At 40.9% G+C, this 16599-nt stretch carries 14 protein-coding genes; 12 read left to right on the forward strand and 2 right to left on the reverse strand.

The features are described 5' to 3' along the window. Positions 1–127: 127 nt before the first annotated feature. On the reverse strand, positions 128–3472 hold the full coding sequence (hsdR, locus tag NCWK1_RS10890; protein WP_103124733.1) for a type I restriction-modification system endonuclease: 3345 nt from the start codon (positions 3470–3472) through the stop codon (positions 128–130). A 272-nt stretch (positions 3473–3744) separates the two neighbouring features. Here hsdR and NCWK1_RS10895 point away from each other — a divergent pair, with 272 nt between their 5' ends. Next, a complete protein-coding gene (locus NCWK1_RS10895; RefSeq protein WP_479691898.1) occupies positions 3745–5007 on the forward strand; it encodes an ABC transporter substrate-binding protein in 1263 nt (420 codons plus the stop codon). A gap of 19 nt (positions 5008–5026) precedes the next feature. Here NCWK1_RS10895 and NCWK1_RS10900 read toward each other — a convergent pair whose 3' ends face one another. Continuing rightward, positions 5027–6127, reverse strand: a complete 1101-nt coding sequence (locus NCWK1_RS10900; RefSeq protein ID WP_103124735.1) for a response regulator — start codon at positions 6125–6127, stop codon at positions 5027–5029. A 1203-nt stretch (positions 6128–7330) separates the two neighbouring features. Between NCWK1_RS10900 and NCWK1_RS10905 the strand changes: the two genes are divergently transcribed. From NCWK1_RS10905 to NCWK1_RS10955, 11 genes are all read left to right on the forward strand, one after another. Continuing rightward, a complete protein-coding gene (locus NCWK1_RS10905) occupies positions 7331–8269 on the forward strand; it encodes an RluA family pseudouridine synthase (RefSeq protein WP_103124736.1) in 939 nt (312 codons plus the stop codon). A gap of 782 nt (positions 8270–9051) precedes the next feature. Then, on the forward strand, positions 9052–9570 hold the full coding sequence (locus tag NCWK1_RS10910; protein WP_096575549.1) for a globin family protein: 519 nt from the start codon (positions 9052–9054) through the stop codon (positions 9568–9570). Positions 9571–9643: 73 nt separating this feature from the next. Then, on the forward strand, positions 9644–10132 hold the full coding sequence (locus NCWK1_RS10915; protein ID WP_096575551.1) for a phycocyanin alpha subunit: 489 nt from the start codon (positions 9644–9646) through the stop codon (positions 10130–10132). A gap of 136 nt (positions 10133–10268) precedes the next feature. Then, entirely contained in the window at positions 10269–11105 is an 837-nt protein-coding gene (locus NCWK1_RS10920; RefSeq protein WP_096575553.1) for a phycobilisome linker polypeptide, read from the forward strand. A 120-nt stretch (positions 11106–11225) separates the two neighbouring features. Next, complete coding sequence (locus NCWK1_RS10925; protein ID WP_096575555.1) at positions 11226–11999, forward strand: HEAT repeat domain-containing protein; 774 nt, start codon at positions 11226–11228, stop codon at positions 11997–11999. A 141-nt stretch (positions 12000–12140) separates the two neighbouring features. Next, a complete protein-coding gene (locus NCWK1_RS10930) occupies positions 12141–12755 on the forward strand; it encodes a HEAT repeat domain-containing protein (RefSeq protein ID WP_245894878.1) in 615 nt (204 codons plus the stop codon). A gap of 563 nt (positions 12756–13318) precedes the next feature. Then, positions 13319–13840, forward strand: coding sequence for a phycocyanin subunit beta (locus NCWK1_RS10935; RefSeq protein ID WP_015113944.1), 522 nt, complete (start codon positions 13319–13321; stop codon positions 13838–13840). Positions 13841–13917: 77 nt separating this feature from the next. Then, positions 13918–14409, forward strand: coding sequence for a phycocyanin subunit alpha (gene cpcA / locus NCWK1_RS10940; protein WP_015113943.1), 492 nt, complete (start codon positions 13918–13920; stop codon positions 14407–14409). Positions 14410–14565: 156 nt separating this feature from the next. Then, positions 14566–15426 (forward strand): phycobilisome linker polypeptide, encoded by an 861-nt coding sequence (locus NCWK1_RS10945; RefSeq protein ID WP_096575559.1) that lies wholly within the window; start codon positions 14566–14568, stop codon positions 15424–15426. 50 nt (positions 15427–15476) lie between these two features. Next, the gene (locus NCWK1_RS10950; protein ID WP_015113941.1) at positions 15477–15719 is read left to right on the forward strand and encodes a phycobilisome linker polypeptide; all 243 of its coding nucleotides are present in this window, start codon (positions 15477–15479) and stop codon (positions 15717–15719) included. A gap of 10 nt (positions 15720–15729) precedes the next feature. After that, the gene (locus NCWK1_RS10955) at positions 15730–16560 is read left to right on the forward strand and encodes a HEAT repeat domain-containing protein (protein WP_096575561.1); all 831 of its coding nucleotides are present in this window, start codon (positions 15730–15732) and stop codon (positions 16558–16560) included. Positions 16561–16599 lie beyond the last annotated feature (39 nt).

Consider the following 16599-nt stretch of genomic DNA (forward strand, 5'->3'; position numbering starts at 1 on the left):
CCTGTTTTAGGGAATGAAACAGCCCTGCCCTTATAAAGGGGGGAAACTGAGTAATCTAATTCCCTCCGTTGACTTAGCCGCTAGTCACGCTCAATTAGCAACTTATAAAGGGGGAAAACTGAGTAATCTAATTCCCTCCCCTTTCCAAGGGGAGGGTTAGGGTGGGGTAATTCCAAATGCTTTCATGAATCTGGCTTACAATATGCTCTAAATCTCCGCCAAAAACCTTATTAAGCCTTTCAAATCCGCCACCTTGGCTTTTAAATTCCCCTTTATCCAACGCTCCCCGATCAACGATTGTTTCCGCTTTCAGCTGTTTACCAATCCGTTCTAACCATTGGCGTTGCGGAGAAGTCCAAGGTTGACTTGCCAGAATTTTCTTCATAGCTCGATCCACTCTTTCTGCATAGGGTATTAAAGCATCACCCAAGGCGGCTTGGCGAATAAAGCCAATGATGGAAGCAGCAATATCCTCATTGGTCATTTCTCGCCATGCAGTTTTGAGGTTAGTTTCTGTATATCCTGCTGTATCTAGTAGCATTCGCAGTTCCTTAAGTTGCGCTCTAGTCAACTCACGAGGACGCTGTGTAACAACTGCCAAAGCAGGAATCTTGTTCATATTCTCTAACAAGAAAGCTCTAAAGCTATCTAAATAATCTTCTGGACGTTCAGCATTGCCGTAACCCCGTTCAATTGCGACTAACTCATCAGTATGGCGGGAAACCAATATTGGTGCAGTTCCACTATCTCGACGATCCAGAATTTGAGCGATCGCTTTTCTTTGTTCCCACCATTGTTTTACTTGCTGTGGTGTACTTTGCTTGAGGTGGGAAACTAGATTTGATAATGGCATTCCGGCGATCGCTTCTAACTGTTCTTGACTGTTAGGGCTTAAATGTCTGCGTTTGCGCTGAATTTTCGCCAGTAGTTGGTTAATGACTATTTCTAAAGCATCAGGATTTTTGACTGTTTCTAACTCTTGCACCAATTGAGTAAAGGAAATATTGGGGTTAACCACCACAGGTTTCATACTAGAGACAGGAGCGATCGCTTCATATAATCGCACCGCATCGAAAATTCTAAACACCTCTTTACCAATATCATTACAGAGACGAGTCGCCCTTCCCAACATCTGCTCGTAGAGAATGCGGGAATTAACGCGACGAATAAACACCAAATTACAAATTGAAGGAACATCAATACCTGTAGTGAGTAAGTCTACAGTAACAGCAACTTTCGGATTAACTTCATTGCGGAACTTGCGAATCAACTCTAATGGCTTATCTGCATTGCCTGTAATTTTGACAATTGCATCATCCTCTACGCTGCCATATCTAGCCTGAAACGTTTGTTTAAGCCCCTTAACAACAATATCTGCATGACCATCGGTAGCACAGAAAATTAAAGTTTTTTCTGGCAGCGATGGGTCAATGTGCTGGGCTAAGGCTTCACAGACAACTCGGTTAAAATCTTCAGTAATTACTTTGCGGTTAAACTGTTCAATTTCAATTCTCACCTCATCCGGTGCATGAACTAAATCTATTTGTCCAGTTTGGGGATTAAAATACTCCATCTGCTCACCAGCTTTCCAAACTATCCCTTTTTCTGATAATTTGGTTTTGATAGGAATTGGCTCTTCATGGTCAATTAACCAACCATCGATCACCGCTTCTCGATAACTGTAGGTGTAAACAGGTTCACCAAAAATTTGTGTGGTGTGCAGTGCGGGAGTTGCAGTTAAACCAATTTTTACAGCGTCAAAATGCTCTAATACTCGACGATATTTTGATACATAATCATTAAAATCCCGAAACTCTAATTCGCGATCGCTTAATTCTCGATCTAGTAAATAACCCCGGTGACACTCATCCACCACAATGCAATCATACTGGTCTGGTGTAATGACAGATGCAGTCTCGGCAGGGTAAAGAACTCGTTTAACCATACCCTGCACCGTAGCAATATGGATTTTGGTATCCCTGTCTGGTTCTGTGTCTTTTAAGCCTTTAATCTCGAAGATATCAGCAAAGCTTTGCAGGTTCTCCATGCGGGAATCTTTAAAGGCATTGTCAGTTTGTTCACCTAGTGCAGTGCGATCAACCAGAAATAAAATGCGTCGAAATCGCTTGGTTTTAAGTAAGCGATAAACCAAAGCAATACAAGTTTTAGTTTTGCCTGTGCCTGTTGCCATTGCTAACAGTAATACCCGTTGTTCCCTTGCTAAGGCAGACTCTACAGCTTGGATGGCACGAATTTGGTAATCACGCAACTCTAGCCCGTAGTTAAAACCTTCCTGAGTTAAACGAGTATTGGCCTGGTCAATATCTTGAGCTAAGGCATCTAATAACCCTTGCGGACTGTGCCATGTGGGAAGGCATACCCGCAAATTAGTTGGACGGCGTAAATCACAGAACCAAATTCCACTCTTAGTTTGAAGTTGCTGTAAATATGGTCTACCGTTGGTAGCAAAGACAAACGGCACTTTGTAGTTTTGCCAAGAACCACTACCAAAAATTTCTCCGGCAATTTGAAAACCTTCACTGTAGCGTTTGGCTTGATTTAATGCCCCTTCAGAAACATCTTTACTTTGACGCTTGGCTTCCACTACTCCGACAATCTGCAAACCACAGAATAAGGCATAGTCAGCGCGTCCATTAGCGGTGGGATATTCTGCGATCGCTAAATTTTTGCCTTTGTGAGGACGAACACCATTTTGATAAGTCAATTCTTCGGAATCTGCTTCCCATCCAGCTGCACGTAATTGAGTATCAATCAGTCGGCGTGTCTCTCTCTCATCCAGCAGCACTCCACTTTCAGCAGCTTGGGCTTGAGTGATTGTCTGCTGAATTGTTTGCTGGGACTGGTTTTGAGCTTGGGCTTGAATTTGGGCTAAATGTTGTAACACCTCCTGCACTTTGGCTTGGGCTTCCCGTGCTAAATCTTCGGCTGCGGTGCGTCGTTGTGCTTCAGTTTCCGCCGTTGCTAAATGTTGTTGCGCTTCTGCTCGTAAGCGTGCTAATTCTGCTTTGAGTGTCTCTGTTTCTATTGTTGGGTCAGGTGGAGGAATAAACGCACCTGGATCAAAATTGCGACCTCCACCAAAAGCGCGATGAAACCAAATTCCTAACGCACGAGCATATTTCAGCCCACTTAATGCTGTGCGGTGATTGCCAGAAAGCTCATGAGTCGCCTGATTACCAATTTTTCGCAACTCATGAAACAGACGATCTACTTCACCTTTAATTAAACCGCGATCGCGCAACCGATTGAGTAAATCAATCTGCCGTTCATCTGCTACCTCATAAAGTCCAATATTGGCTGCTGCTAGTTGCGCCAGCAATTCACCAAACTGCCGCAACTTAATTAAACAAGTATTGGGGTCATCAACAAAATATCGCTCTGCTAAAGCACCCAAGCGCACAAGTTGTTGATCATGAGCTGCAAGAAATGAGAAGTTTAACGATTCCGGCATATTGGCTTAGAGAAAAGCACCCTAATGATAGTGTTTAGAGTTACTTATAAAACCTAAGTAACTCTTACAGTTATAACTTCTCCGTTTCAACCTGCACTGGGTGATTTATGATAGCCGGAACCCTGCTACAACTTAAGTATTTATGATTGTGCAGCATAGGTTACGAATTAACTGTTTGCACATATTGATCCTGCACTAGATAATTTCTTATATAACAATTTACTATCTTTCCATCTGCCGTGGTTAAAATTATTCACCAGTTTCTTCGTTCTATCTGGCGAGTTCCTCTTTTGATCGTGATCTTAAGCGTCAGCCTCATCTTTTTATCGAGTTGTCAAGCAAAAGAATCACAAAATAACCAAGTTACGCACATAACACTATGGCATGGAATTAATCCACCAGTAAATCGGGATGTATTTCAAAAGTTAGTAGATAAATTTAATCAGACTCATGTTGATGTCCAAGTAGAATCTATTTATGCTGGTCAACTGGATCAACAATTACCAAAAATTCTTACAGCAGTTGTTGCTCAAGTACCTCCAGATATTCTCTCATTTTATCCGCAAGTTACTGGTCAGTTTGTTGAACTTGGAGCAATTGTGCCTTTAGAATACTGGCTAGATAAATTGTCTCTGAAGTCAGAAATTAGCCCTAATCTTTTAGAAGAATTAACATTAAATGGTCATTTGTGGTCAATACCACTCTACACAAGTAATATAGGTATTTTTTTCCGTCCCACCCTATTTCAAGCGGCGGGTATTACCAACACGCCTAAAACTTGGCAAGAATTGCGAGAAGTTGCCAAAAAATTAACTGTAGACCGCAATGGTGACAACCAACCAGAACAATATGGTATGTTGCTGCCTATGGGTAAGGGAGAATGGACTGTTTTTAGTTGGTTTCCCTTTTTATTTAGTGGTGGCGGTGAGGTTATCCGTAATGGTTTGCCTAATTTAAATAATCCTGGAGCAATTCATGCTCTACAGTTTTGGCAAGACTTATTAAAAGATGGTTCAGCGATTCTTTCTCCTCCAGAACGAGGTTATGAAGAAGATGCTTTTCTTCAGGGACGTGTAGCTATGCAAATCACTGGGCCTTGGACTTATATCACCAAGTCTAAGACAGATTATCAAGTCTTTCCTATACCTAGTGATGTTGATCAAGCAACTGTCACAGGTACAGGTAATTTTTATTTGATGAAGACCACACCAGAGAAAAAGAAAGCTGCACTGCAATTTTTAGAATATGTTTTAAGTGAAGAATTTCAAACAGAATGGGCAATTGGTACAGGTTTTTTGCCAGTTAATCTCAAAACTGCTCAAAGCACAGCTTATCAACAATATATTAACCAAAGACCTTGGATGAAAGTTTTTTTAGAGCAAATGGGTGTGGCACGCGCTCGACCTACTTTAGCTGGATATAATCGTCTATCGGAAAGTCTTGGTCGAGCCATTGAGGCTTCATTGATGGGTGAATCTCCCCAAGCAGCACTAAAAAAAGCCCAAGAACGTTTAGATTTAATTTGGGGAAAATAATGGAGGACACGCGCTGAAATTACATAATATGTTGAAATATAATTTTCATCAAATCCCCTTGGGTAAAAGGTTTGGTTAAATAGCCGGAAGCTCTGACTATTTTAGCTTTCGCTCTATCGATGAGGCTGACTTTTTCAGTCACCATAATGATGGGTGTATTTTTAAAATATGCGTGCTTGCGTAACAAACTGCATAACTCATAGCCATCTAAATCAGGCATATCTACGTTTAATAAAATAATGTCTGGTTTAGTGCGGAGAATTTCCATTAAAGCTTTTAAAGAATCTGTAACCCCCAGTACAGAAAATATTTGCTCATCTAAAGAATTTTTAATGACATTTAATAAAGCAGGACTATTATCAATACAAAATATGGTGTAGATTTTTTTCTCTGTTGATGGAGAAGAATTAGTTTGATAATTATGATGGCCAGGGTTAGCAGGCTGTGATGGATAGCGGTTAATTTTAGGTAATTGTGGTTCAGGTTTGGGTTGAGCTTTCGGCTTGGTGTGCAGAAATGACGAATGCAACTCTTGGTAATTCACCCCAGCCGAGCTACTTTCTGTATATGGCGAACTATCTTGATAAACCCCATCTCTTCCTCGCTTTTGACATCGTTCGACTAATAAGCGGAGATTTAGATGGCAGAATTTAGGCATATCATCCAAAAAGCTTTCGGGGATGAATTCATAACTCCCCTCTTCTAAGTTCAAGAATGAGTCTAGAACTTCTAAGGCTAATTGTTCTATCAGTAAGGCTGCTTCTGTTGGACTAATATATTTTTGATTAACTAACCAGCAAATTGCTAAATAATCTGGGTTGGGAATGGTTTGACTACCAGCGCCTGTTTCAAATATGGCTCTAAGTTGAGCGTCAATACCACAAGGTAAAGTCGAAATTTGCTCACTCAAACGCTGCAAATTCCGGTAAAGCGGCTCGAACATTTTTTCGGAGTAGCACGCATAAATTAATTTACCTTCGTCTATATATATTGACCAAGCACCTGATGTGCTAAACACTTGTAAACAACCAGTCACAGATTTACTGGTGATTTTTTTCAACAGAGATAATGGCTGGATTTTTTGAAAGAATCTATATCTACTAATAGGGAGGGTTTTCATCGGAATATTTTTAAATATAAGTACATATCAGCAAGGCAAATTGGTGAATTACCTAGTCGGCATTCACAGTAAAATATTTTAGAGATGCTATTGCGCTAAATATAGCGGTCTCATTTTAGTTAGTACAGAGATTCTTTACCCCTAACTCTAAAGTAGTCAATTTCTGATAAGATATTGCCACCCTAACTACACCTAACTAAAAAATACCAAACTAAGCTATTGCTCAATAGCAAAATAACTGAATTGGTTGTCTGTAAACAGTATCCAAATGTCAATTTTGCTTTCTTCGCTGGCAATAATTTGGCTAGTTTAACAGTACAGCATATTTTGCATTTAGAAGTATTGGCTCCAACCCATCAGTAGCAAAATTGTCATCGTTTTAAGTATGGCTTGTCTGAAAATATAGCTTTTTAATGGTAAATGCCTTAATTTATGTATATACTTACTCAAAAGCGTTTTACCTTTAAATGTATTAACTAAGACTCCGTAGCGAAAACACCTCAGTGAAAAGTTGAAAATTTACTCTAGACAACACTTGCACAATATAATTTCGGCATCAGCACTAAAAACAAGTTTTGCTTTTATATGTCGATCAATATTGACTCAGCACTATATCTGAGTTCCATAAACCAAAGCTTGTGGAAAAACTCAAAAAATGTAGTTAATACAAGCACAGTATCTAAATTTAGCTTAATGCTTGATGGTAGTTTAATCTAATTTTCTACCTCCAGATTAAAATGTATTAGCTTTATGATAAACAAACTATGAAGATATAAATGTAATTCTTATTTAAAGATTTCAAGTGTCTAAAATTAAGCAGAGTATCCGGAGAGATAAAAGAAGTACAGTAATTAATCATGTTACGCAGGCTGGAGATAATTTAAAACATTTTAAATGTGGCAATCTATCTGAGTGAAGAAATATGCAAAGTAAAATCTCCCAATTTAACAGCACAAAGTTATAAATTTTGACTATTGAACTATTAAGCTAAAATTAACTATGCCACTTGTGTAAATTGGACTTACGCTTATGGTGACTCAGCTACCTTCTTCTACCAAACGTGACATCATCTACCCGGAAACTGTATGAAGTATGAAGTGTGAAATATGTAGACGCGTAGCGGCAAGCCGCAGGCTAGTCTGAGGTTTCAGCTTACCAAGTCATCATCCTTCAGTATCCCTACTCCCTACACCCTTATTCTCGATGCAGACAGAATTTAATTTACAAGTTTCAGAAAATAGTGAACGTTTAGACCGTTATCTTGCGGAAGAATTACCAGATATTTCTCGTTCTCGCATTCAGCAGTTCATCGAACAGGGTAATGTGCAAGTTAACGATAAAGTCTGCACATCTAAGAAGGTGAATGTGAAAGCAGGCGATCGCATCATACTACAAATACCAGAAGCGCAACCCCTAGAGCTACAAGCAGAACAGATTCCCCTAGATATTCTTTATGAAGATGACCAGTTACTTATCCTTAACAAACCTGCGGGTTTAGTTGTCCATCCCGCACCGGGACATCCTGATGGCACACTAGTAAATGCTTTGTTGGCGCACTGTCCTAACCTTCCCGGTATTGGTGGAGTTCAGCGTCCGGGAATTGTGCATCGATTAGATAAAGATACAACAGGTGCGATCGCTATTGTCAAAACTGACATTGCTTATCAACATTTGCAAGCGCAACTTCAAGCAAAAACTGCACGTCGAGAATATTTAGGCGTAGTTTATGGTGCGCCAAAAACGGAAAGTGGTAAGATAGATTTCCCTATTGGTCGCCATCCCCAAGACCGTAAGAAAATGGCCGTTGTCCCTGTAGAAGAAGGTGGACGCGCAGCAGTTACGCACTGGCAAGTATTAGAGCGCTTGGGTAACTACACATTAATTCACTTTCAATTAGAAACAGGACGCACTCATCAAATTCGGGTTCATAGCGCCAAAATCGGACATCCCATTGTTGGTGATCCTGTTTATGGTTCTGGTCGTTCTGTAGGCGTAAATCTTCCCGGACAAGCATTACACGCTTGGCGACTAAAATTGCAGCACCCCATTTCTGAAGATTGGATTGAGGTGACAGCAACACCTCCGGCGACTTTGACAACTTTATTAGAAGTTCTTCGCCGCAGAGCCGCAATCTCTTCTTAAAAAAGAATATAAAGAATTGTCCGACTTTCTTTCAATTAGCTTTACAAAAGCTTACACAGAAGTTTTTTTCCAAAATGGCAGTAAGTGGTGAGAATACGGCATGAAACGCTTGTAAACCAAAAGTTATAAGGAAATTAAGAATATATGTGGGATGAAAAATCTAAATTATTTTTATTAGCTAAATAAAAATAAAACATTGTGACATAAGTAACAAAATTTCTCTAACAAATTTTAAACAAACTACTAACACTACACAGAAGTCAAAAAGCAACAGTTAAAAGTTAAAAAGCTTTAATGTTCAACTTTTAGTTTGTATTCAACAGTAGCTTGATTCCTGCTGTGTTATATACTTCCGCACGCCATACTGTCAGAGACTCTTGATATATAAGTTGTATTTGTTACTAAGCTCAAAAAAACTGAGAGACTATATGAAGTAAAATGTCTAAAAATGTTTAATTGTAAAGCAAATATTTCGTCAGTATTAGCAAAAGCTTTGTAGTGCAACACTTTAGCTAAAAAGCTGTATGGAGTAACACTATTTTACAAAACTTAAGAATAAACGAACTCAACCAATATATAAAATACGAACAAGGTTTTAAAAGCAATTAAAAAACCAGCAAAATTAGCTGTTTTTTAAAATATTTGATTGCCGCCAAATATTGTTATTTCAAATCATAAGTTGAAATAGCTATTGTGTGATGCAATAAATTTTTTTTCAATTGATTAATTGCTATAAAACGCATTGATAATCTGCAATGAATGACCTTTAGGAGGAATAGAAAATGCTTGACGCTTTTTCCAAAGTAGTTGAACAAGCCGATAGAAAAGGTTCATATCTAAGCGGTGATGAAATCAACGCATTATCAGCAATGGTTGCTGATAGTAATAAGCGGTTAGATATAGTGAACAGACTCAATGGTAACGCTTCATCAATTGTGGCTAATGCCTATCGTGCTTTAGTTGCTGAACGTCCCCAAATTTTTAATGCTGGTGGTGCTTGTTTCCATAATCGCAATCAAGCTGCTTGTATCCGTGACTTAGGATTTGTTCTGCGTTATGTCACCTATTCTGTATTAGCAGGTGACGCTAGTGTAATGGACGATCGCTGCTTGAATGGTTTGCGTGAAACCTATCAAGCTCTGGGTACTCCTGGTGATGCTGTAGCTTCAGGAATTCAAAAAATGAAAGATGCTGCTATTGCAATTGCTAATGATCCCAATGGTATTACCAGAGGTGATTGTAATCAACTGATTGCTGAGGTAGCCAACTATTTTGATCGCGCTGCAAGTGCTGTTGTTTAATAAATTTGTTGGTTCAAACTTTCTCAAACTGGTTGTTAGTCATTAGTCAAAAATCGAGGAGATTAGGAGAATTATGAAAACGCCTTTAACTGAAGCGATCGCAGCTGCTGATCTGCGTGGTTCTTATCTCAGCAATACTGAAATGCAAGCAGTATTTGGTCGTTTCAACCGCGCTCGTGCTGGTTTAGAAGCTGCTAAAGCATTTACAAATAATGGCAAAAAATGGTCAGAAGCAGCAGCAAATCATGTTTATCAAAAATTCCCCTACACCACTCAAATGAGTGGCCCTCAATATGCTTCTACACCCGAAGGGAAATCCAAGTGTGTACGCGATATTGACCACTACCTCCGCACCATCAGCTATTGCTGTGTTGTTGGCGGTACTGGCCCTTTAGATGAATATGTAGTTGCTGGCTTAAGCGAACTCAACAGCGCTCTGGGTTTATCTCCTAGTTGGTATATAGCTGCTCTCGAATTCGTCCGCGATAATCATGGTTTAAATGGTGATGTCGCCGGTGAAGCAAACATTTATCTCAACTATGCAATTAACGCATTAAGCTAATACAAAACTTCTGGGTCTTTGGAAATAGATAATTGCCCAATAAGTAGAAATTTTTTCTACTTTCATGCGGTATTTTTCTACTACCAAAGACCCAATTTTATGGCAAACAGAGATTTAAAAAGGAGCGATTGTCAAAATGAGTGCTTCAGTTGCAGAACGGCTAGGCATTAGAGACGAAATCGGTATTAAAGTAGAGCTACGCCAAAATTGGAGTGAAGACGAATTACAAAAAGTATTTCGGGCTGCTTATCAACAAATTTTTGGTCGTCAAGGATTATATGCCAGCCAAAAATTTACTAGTGCCGAAGCTTTATTGCGTAATGGCAAAATTAGTGTAAAACAATTTGTCGAGACTTTAGCAAAATCTGAATTTTACAAAGAATGCTTTTTTTATCAAAACTCTCAAGTGCGGTTTATTGAATTAAACTATAAGCACTTATTGGGACGTGCGCCCTATGATCAATCAGAGATTGCTTACCATGTAGATTTATATGCTGGTCGTGGCTACGATACAGATATTGAGTCTTACATTTATAGCTCAGAATATGACAATGCTTTTGGGAATTCTGTTGTTCCTTATCATCGAGGATTTCAATCAATTCCTGGAATGAAAACTGTAGGTTTTAATCGCATATTAGAACTTTATCGCGGTTGCGGTAATAGTGATAATGCTCAGATGGGGCGGAGAAATTCTCGCTTGCGGACTAAAGTTTCATTGAATTTGGCTAATGGAATTTTGCCACCAACTTCCGCAGGTACAGGTTTTGTCTCAGAAGCACCAACTTTAATTAGTTCGGCTGCCAAAGGAGATAGTCGGATGTTCGTTGTTGAAGCGATCGCTGGTAAAATCGGTTCTCAAGCCGCAGTTCGCCGCAGCCGTCAGACTTACACCGTACCTTATGAACGTCTCTCGGCTATATATCAAGAAATTCACAAGCGTGGCGGTAAAATAGTCAGCATTTCCCAAGTGTAAAAAGTGCTGAATAATTTCAGCGGATAATCCTTGAAACTGGGTGTGGGGGTGTAGGGGTGTAGGGTGTAGAAAATCTTCCTATACTCTTACACCCTTAATCCCTTACACCTTTATTTCATCATGACCACCACGAACACAACCGAACCAATTCTTTCGCCAGAAACAGCGATCGCCGCATTATCTAGTGATGATAATCAAATTCGCTATTATGCCGCTTGGTGGTTAGGTAAACATCAAATACAAGCAGGCTGTATGGCGTTATGTGATGCTTTATTTGATGAACGCTATCGTATTCCAGGGGGGGGTTATCCGTTACGCCGTCAAGCTGCACGCGCTTTAGGACAATTGAAAAATCCCCAAGCTGTACCAGCGTTAGTAACAGCGTTAGAGTGTGACGAAGATTTGCGTTTTACGGAAGCGGCGATCGCTGCTTTAGCTGCTATTGGTGACAAAAAAGCCATAAATCCTTTGCTCAATCTTTTGCAAAGCACTCAAGAACAACCCTATGAGGCTTTAATTGAAGCATTAGCAACGCTCCAAGTTTGGTCAGCACAGCCGCAAATTGAAGCATTTTTGAAACATCCTTCTGAACGAGTGCAATGTGCTGCGGCTCGATATATGTATCTGTTGACTCAACAACCCCAATACATCGAACGTATTGTTAAAAACCTCAACCACGACAATATGTATTTACGTTGGGCTGCGGTTTTTGACTTAGGTGCAGTTGGACATCAACAAGCTATACAAGCAATCTTGACGGCGCAGGTTCCTAATAGTTTGAAGCTATTGAACTTAAAGCGAATTTTAGAAACACTTTTGGAAAGTCATAATTATGAAGAAAAAACAGCTTTGTTAATTTTTCAAGCGATAGATGATTTACTAATTCAACTTTAAAATTTAAAAATAAATTTTTAAGATTGGTAATTACAAGTCAAAAATAAAAAGTTAAAAGGCAAAATACTTTTATAGCTTTTTTTCCTTTTGCCTTTTACTTTTTTACTTTTATCACCAGTCCTTTTTGTCATGCGGTTTTTTATGAATGAGCAATTAATTTCACAAATAAATCATGCCGGAACACCAGAAACCGTAATTGCAGCAATTACAGCAATCACAGTTAGTGACACACCAGAGTTAGAGACTATCAATGCCTTAATTGCCGTTTTGAGTCATCATCATCCAACTGTGAGGGCTGTTGCTGTAGAGGCGTTAGTCAAGCTAGGAAATTCGACAGTAAAACCGTTAATTACTGCTTACAAAGCTTCTTGTGATCAAGGTTTGCAAGCTCATATTATTCAGGCTTTAGCTCAAATTGCTTCTCCAGACGCATTGGATGTATTAGCGGAAGTTTTAGGTACAACTGTCGCCAATCATTGCCAAGGGAATGTGCGCCGGATTGCTGCACGAGGATTAGGAAACATTGCGATTAATTCTCCTGATGTGGAAGTAATTTTTAGGGTGCAAGATAAACTAACTTGGGCTTTGCTTACCCCTGAAGATTGGGGATTGCGTTATGCGGCTGCGGTGTCTTTACAAGCTATAGCCACCCCCGAAGCTCAGGCGGCTTTACAAAATGCGATCGCGGGAGAAGCCGATCAGGTAGTGCGATCGCGCATCGCCCTAGCTTTGTCGCCATTGATAATTAACTCTTAACCTTGGACTTTCAACCAAGCACTCACAAAAATGTTGCGAAATATTTATTTTATGTTTCTTTACAATAACCATCCGGATGCGAAAAGTGATGTAGAACGGCAATATGTTGCTTGGTAAGGGTTGTAAGAAAATTAAGAAAATATTAAACCCGCCATATTTACGGAAAAACTTGGCAATCATGAAGTTGTGTAACGAAAAATTTTAACTTTTCTCAGTTACAGCCCTTGTATGTAAAGGATTTGAGGGGGTTCTTATGACTGCAACTTATTTATTCATAATTTGTAACAAATAAAGGATCTATAGCGTTGTATAAACATAAGCTGGAGGGGTAAATAACAGACAGAACATAAACAAGGCAGTCAATTCGTAAAGTTTGCTCGTTTCTCATAAAACCGAACCTGATTCTCATAATTTTTTTTCATGAAGCAACAGGCAAATTTGAGGGGCAGCAAAAATACAAAGGGATACTTGGTCTGTTATGTTCCATCCCGACCAAAATTGATAAAACATTACCAGTTTTAATCGAGACATCTCTCAACTAAGGAATTAGGAGATTAGAGTCCATGACATTAGATGTATTCACCAAGGTAACTTCTCAAGCTGATGCTAGAGGCGAGTTCTTAAGCAACGAACAACTAGATGCTCTATCTAACGTTGTTAAAGAAGGCAGCAAGCGCTTAGATGTTGTTAACCGCATTACAAGCAACGCTTCTGCTATCGTTACCAACGCTGCTCGTGCTTTGTTTGAAGAGCAACCCCAATTGATCGCTCCTGGTGGTAACGCTTACACCAACCGTCGTATGGCTGCTTGCTTGCGCGATATGGAAATCATTTTGCGCTATGTAACCTACGCTATTTTAGCTGGTGATGCAAGTGTCCTGGATGATCGCTGCTTAAACGGCTTGCGTGAAACCTACAACGCTCTAGGTACACCTGGTTCTTCTGTAGCTGTTGGCGTTCAGAAGATGAAAGATGCAGCTGTTGCGATCGCTAACGATCCCAACGGTATCACTAAAGGTGATTGCAGTGCATTGATCTCCGAAGTAGCAAGCTACTTTGATCGTGCTGCTGCTGCTGTTGGTTAATAGCAGTCAAAAGTCTCATACGCAAGTATCAGGCAACCAGGTAAAAAGACTAAAAAATACCAAGGAGATTTGAAAAGATGGTTAAAACACCAATTACCGAAGCTATCGCAGCTGCTGACACCCAAGGACGTTTCTTAGGCAACACCGAATTGCAAGCTGTTAACGGTCGTTATGTACGTGCTGCTGCCAGCTTAGAAGCTGCTCGTGGTTTGACCTCCAACGCTCAACGCTTGATCGATGGTGCAACCCAAGCTGTTTACCAAAAATTCCCCTACACCACCCAAACACCCGGCCCTAACTTTGCTGCTGACAGCCGTGGTAAATCTAAGTGCGCTCGTGACGTTGGTCACTACCTACGGATCATCACCTATAGCTTAGTTGCTGGTGGTACTGGCCCATTGGATGAGTACTTAATTGCTGGTTTGGCTGAAATCAACAGCTCCTTTGATTTGTCTCCTAGCTGGTACGTAGAAGCTCTGAAGCACATCAAAGCTAATCATGGTTTGTCTGGTCAAGCTGCTAACGAAGCTAACACCTACATCGACTACGCTATCAACGCTCTCAGCTAGATAGTTTTCTGCCCGGGGAGGGATGCAAGTGCTGGATGGAATCACCTAGCAGTTGGATCTAGCCCCGGGCATAGTTTTTATGTGGGCATAAATAAAAGGCTTTATTTCAGCAAGCAGTCGGCTCGAAGCAGTCGAACATCAATAGGGGGATAGAAAATGGCAATTACAACAGCAGCATCTAGGCTAGGGACAGAGCCATACAGCGAAGCACGTAGAGTTGAACTGCGCCCCAACGCCAGCAAAGAAGAAGTCGAAGCCGTGATTCGTGCCGTGTATCGGCAAGTTTTGGGTAATGATTACATCATGGCATCAGAACGCCTCGTAAGCGCAGAATCACTCCTGCGGGATGGAAACCTGACAGTGCGGGAGTTTGTGCGTAGCGTTGCCAAATCAGAACTCTACAAAACCAAGTTTTTCTATAACAGCTTCCAAACTCGTTTGATCGAACTCAACTACAAACATTTGTTGGGTCGCGCTCCTTACGATGAGTCAGAAGTTGTTTATCACCTCGACTTGTACCAAAACAAAGGTTACGACGCTGAAGTTGACTCTTACATTGATTCGGTAGAGTATCAAAACAACTTTGGCGACAGCATCGTACCTTACTATCGTGGTTTTGAAACTCAACCTGGGCAAAAAACAGTAGGTTTTAACCGGATATTCCGTTTATACCGAGGCTATGCCAATAGCGATCGCGCCCAAGTAGAAGGGAAAAAATCACGCCTAGCGCGGGAATTAGCCAGCAATCTAGCTTCCTCAATAGTTGGCCCATCCGGCATTAATAACAACTGGAGTTTCCGTGCCACCGCAGATCTAGCTCCCAAGCGGAACTTAGGCAACGCTGTCGGACAAGCAGATCGTGTTTACCGCATTGAAGTTACAGGACTTCGCAATCCCGGCTATCCGAGCGTGAGAAGAAGCAGCACAGCTTTTATCGTACCTTACGAACGGCTTTCTGAAAAAATTCAGCAAATTCATAAGCAAGGTGGCAAAATAGCCAGTGTTACACCAGCTTAAATTGTTTGCTGCAATAGAGAGTTTACAACCAAACAGGAGATATAGAAGTAATGTTCGGTCAAACCACACTGGGTGCTAGTAGCGTTTCTTCATCTGCTAGCCGGGTATTTCGTTACGAAGTTGTAGGCTTGCGGCAAAACTCCGAAACTGACAGAAATAAATACAATATCCGCAATAGCGGTAGTGTATTTATTACAGTGCCATACAGCCGGATGAACGAAGAATACCAAAGAATTACCCGTCTGGGCGGCAAAATCATCAAGATTGAGCCATTAACTGCTGAAGAGGAATAATCCCCTGGTAATGATAGAACCCAGTGGGGAAGAATTTCCCGCCCAGAACACGCCACAGCTCACACCAGAGTTAGCGATCGCTAACCTGCAATCACCAGATTTAAGTCTCCGCTATTATGCAGCTTGGTGGCTGGGCAAGTTCCGGGTTAACAGAGCCGATGCTGTGGATGCCTTGATTGCCGCATTAAACGATGAAGCTGATAGGACAGAACTCGGAGGTTATCCACTACGCCGCAATGCAGCTAGAGCATTAGGTAAGTTAAGCGATGCTAGAGCAGTAAAGAGCTTAATTGAATGCCTAGAATGTTCTGACTTCTATGTGCGTGAAGCCGCCGCCCAATCCTTAGCAATGCTGCGCGATCGCACTTCTGCATCAGCACTGATCAAAATGTTAGATGGTGGTGTTGCCGAGGCCGTGCAAGTAGAGGGACTACCCCACCTAACCCAGCCCTACGAAGCAGTTATCGAAGCCTTGGGAGCCATTCGCGCTACTGAGGCAATTCCACTCATTCAGCCTTTCCTAGAGCATCCAGTACCACGAGTACAATGCGCCGCCGCCAGAGCCATGTACCAACTCACACAAAACCCCATCTACGGAGACAGGTTAGTGCAGATGTTGGCATCTGGCGATCTGAAGTTACGTCGCGTTGTCTTAGGGGATTTGGGTGCAATTGGGTATTTGGCAGCAGCGGAAGCGATCGCTCAAGCTCAGGTCGAAAACAGCTTCAAACTTATTGCCCTTAAAGGATTGCTAGAGCATCAACTGACAGACGAGTTAGAAGAGCTTGCTGTCTCAGATGACGCAATTCGGGTAATGAATTTGATGGATGCACTTTTATAGTCAAGAGTCAATAGTTCATAGTCAAAAGTAATGACTGTT

Origin of the sequence: Nostoc cycadae WK-1 (assembly GCF_002897135.1) — a bacterium.
Classification (GTDB): domain Bacteria; phylum Cyanobacteriota; class Cyanobacteriia; order Cyanobacteriales; family Nostocaceae; genus Nostoc_B.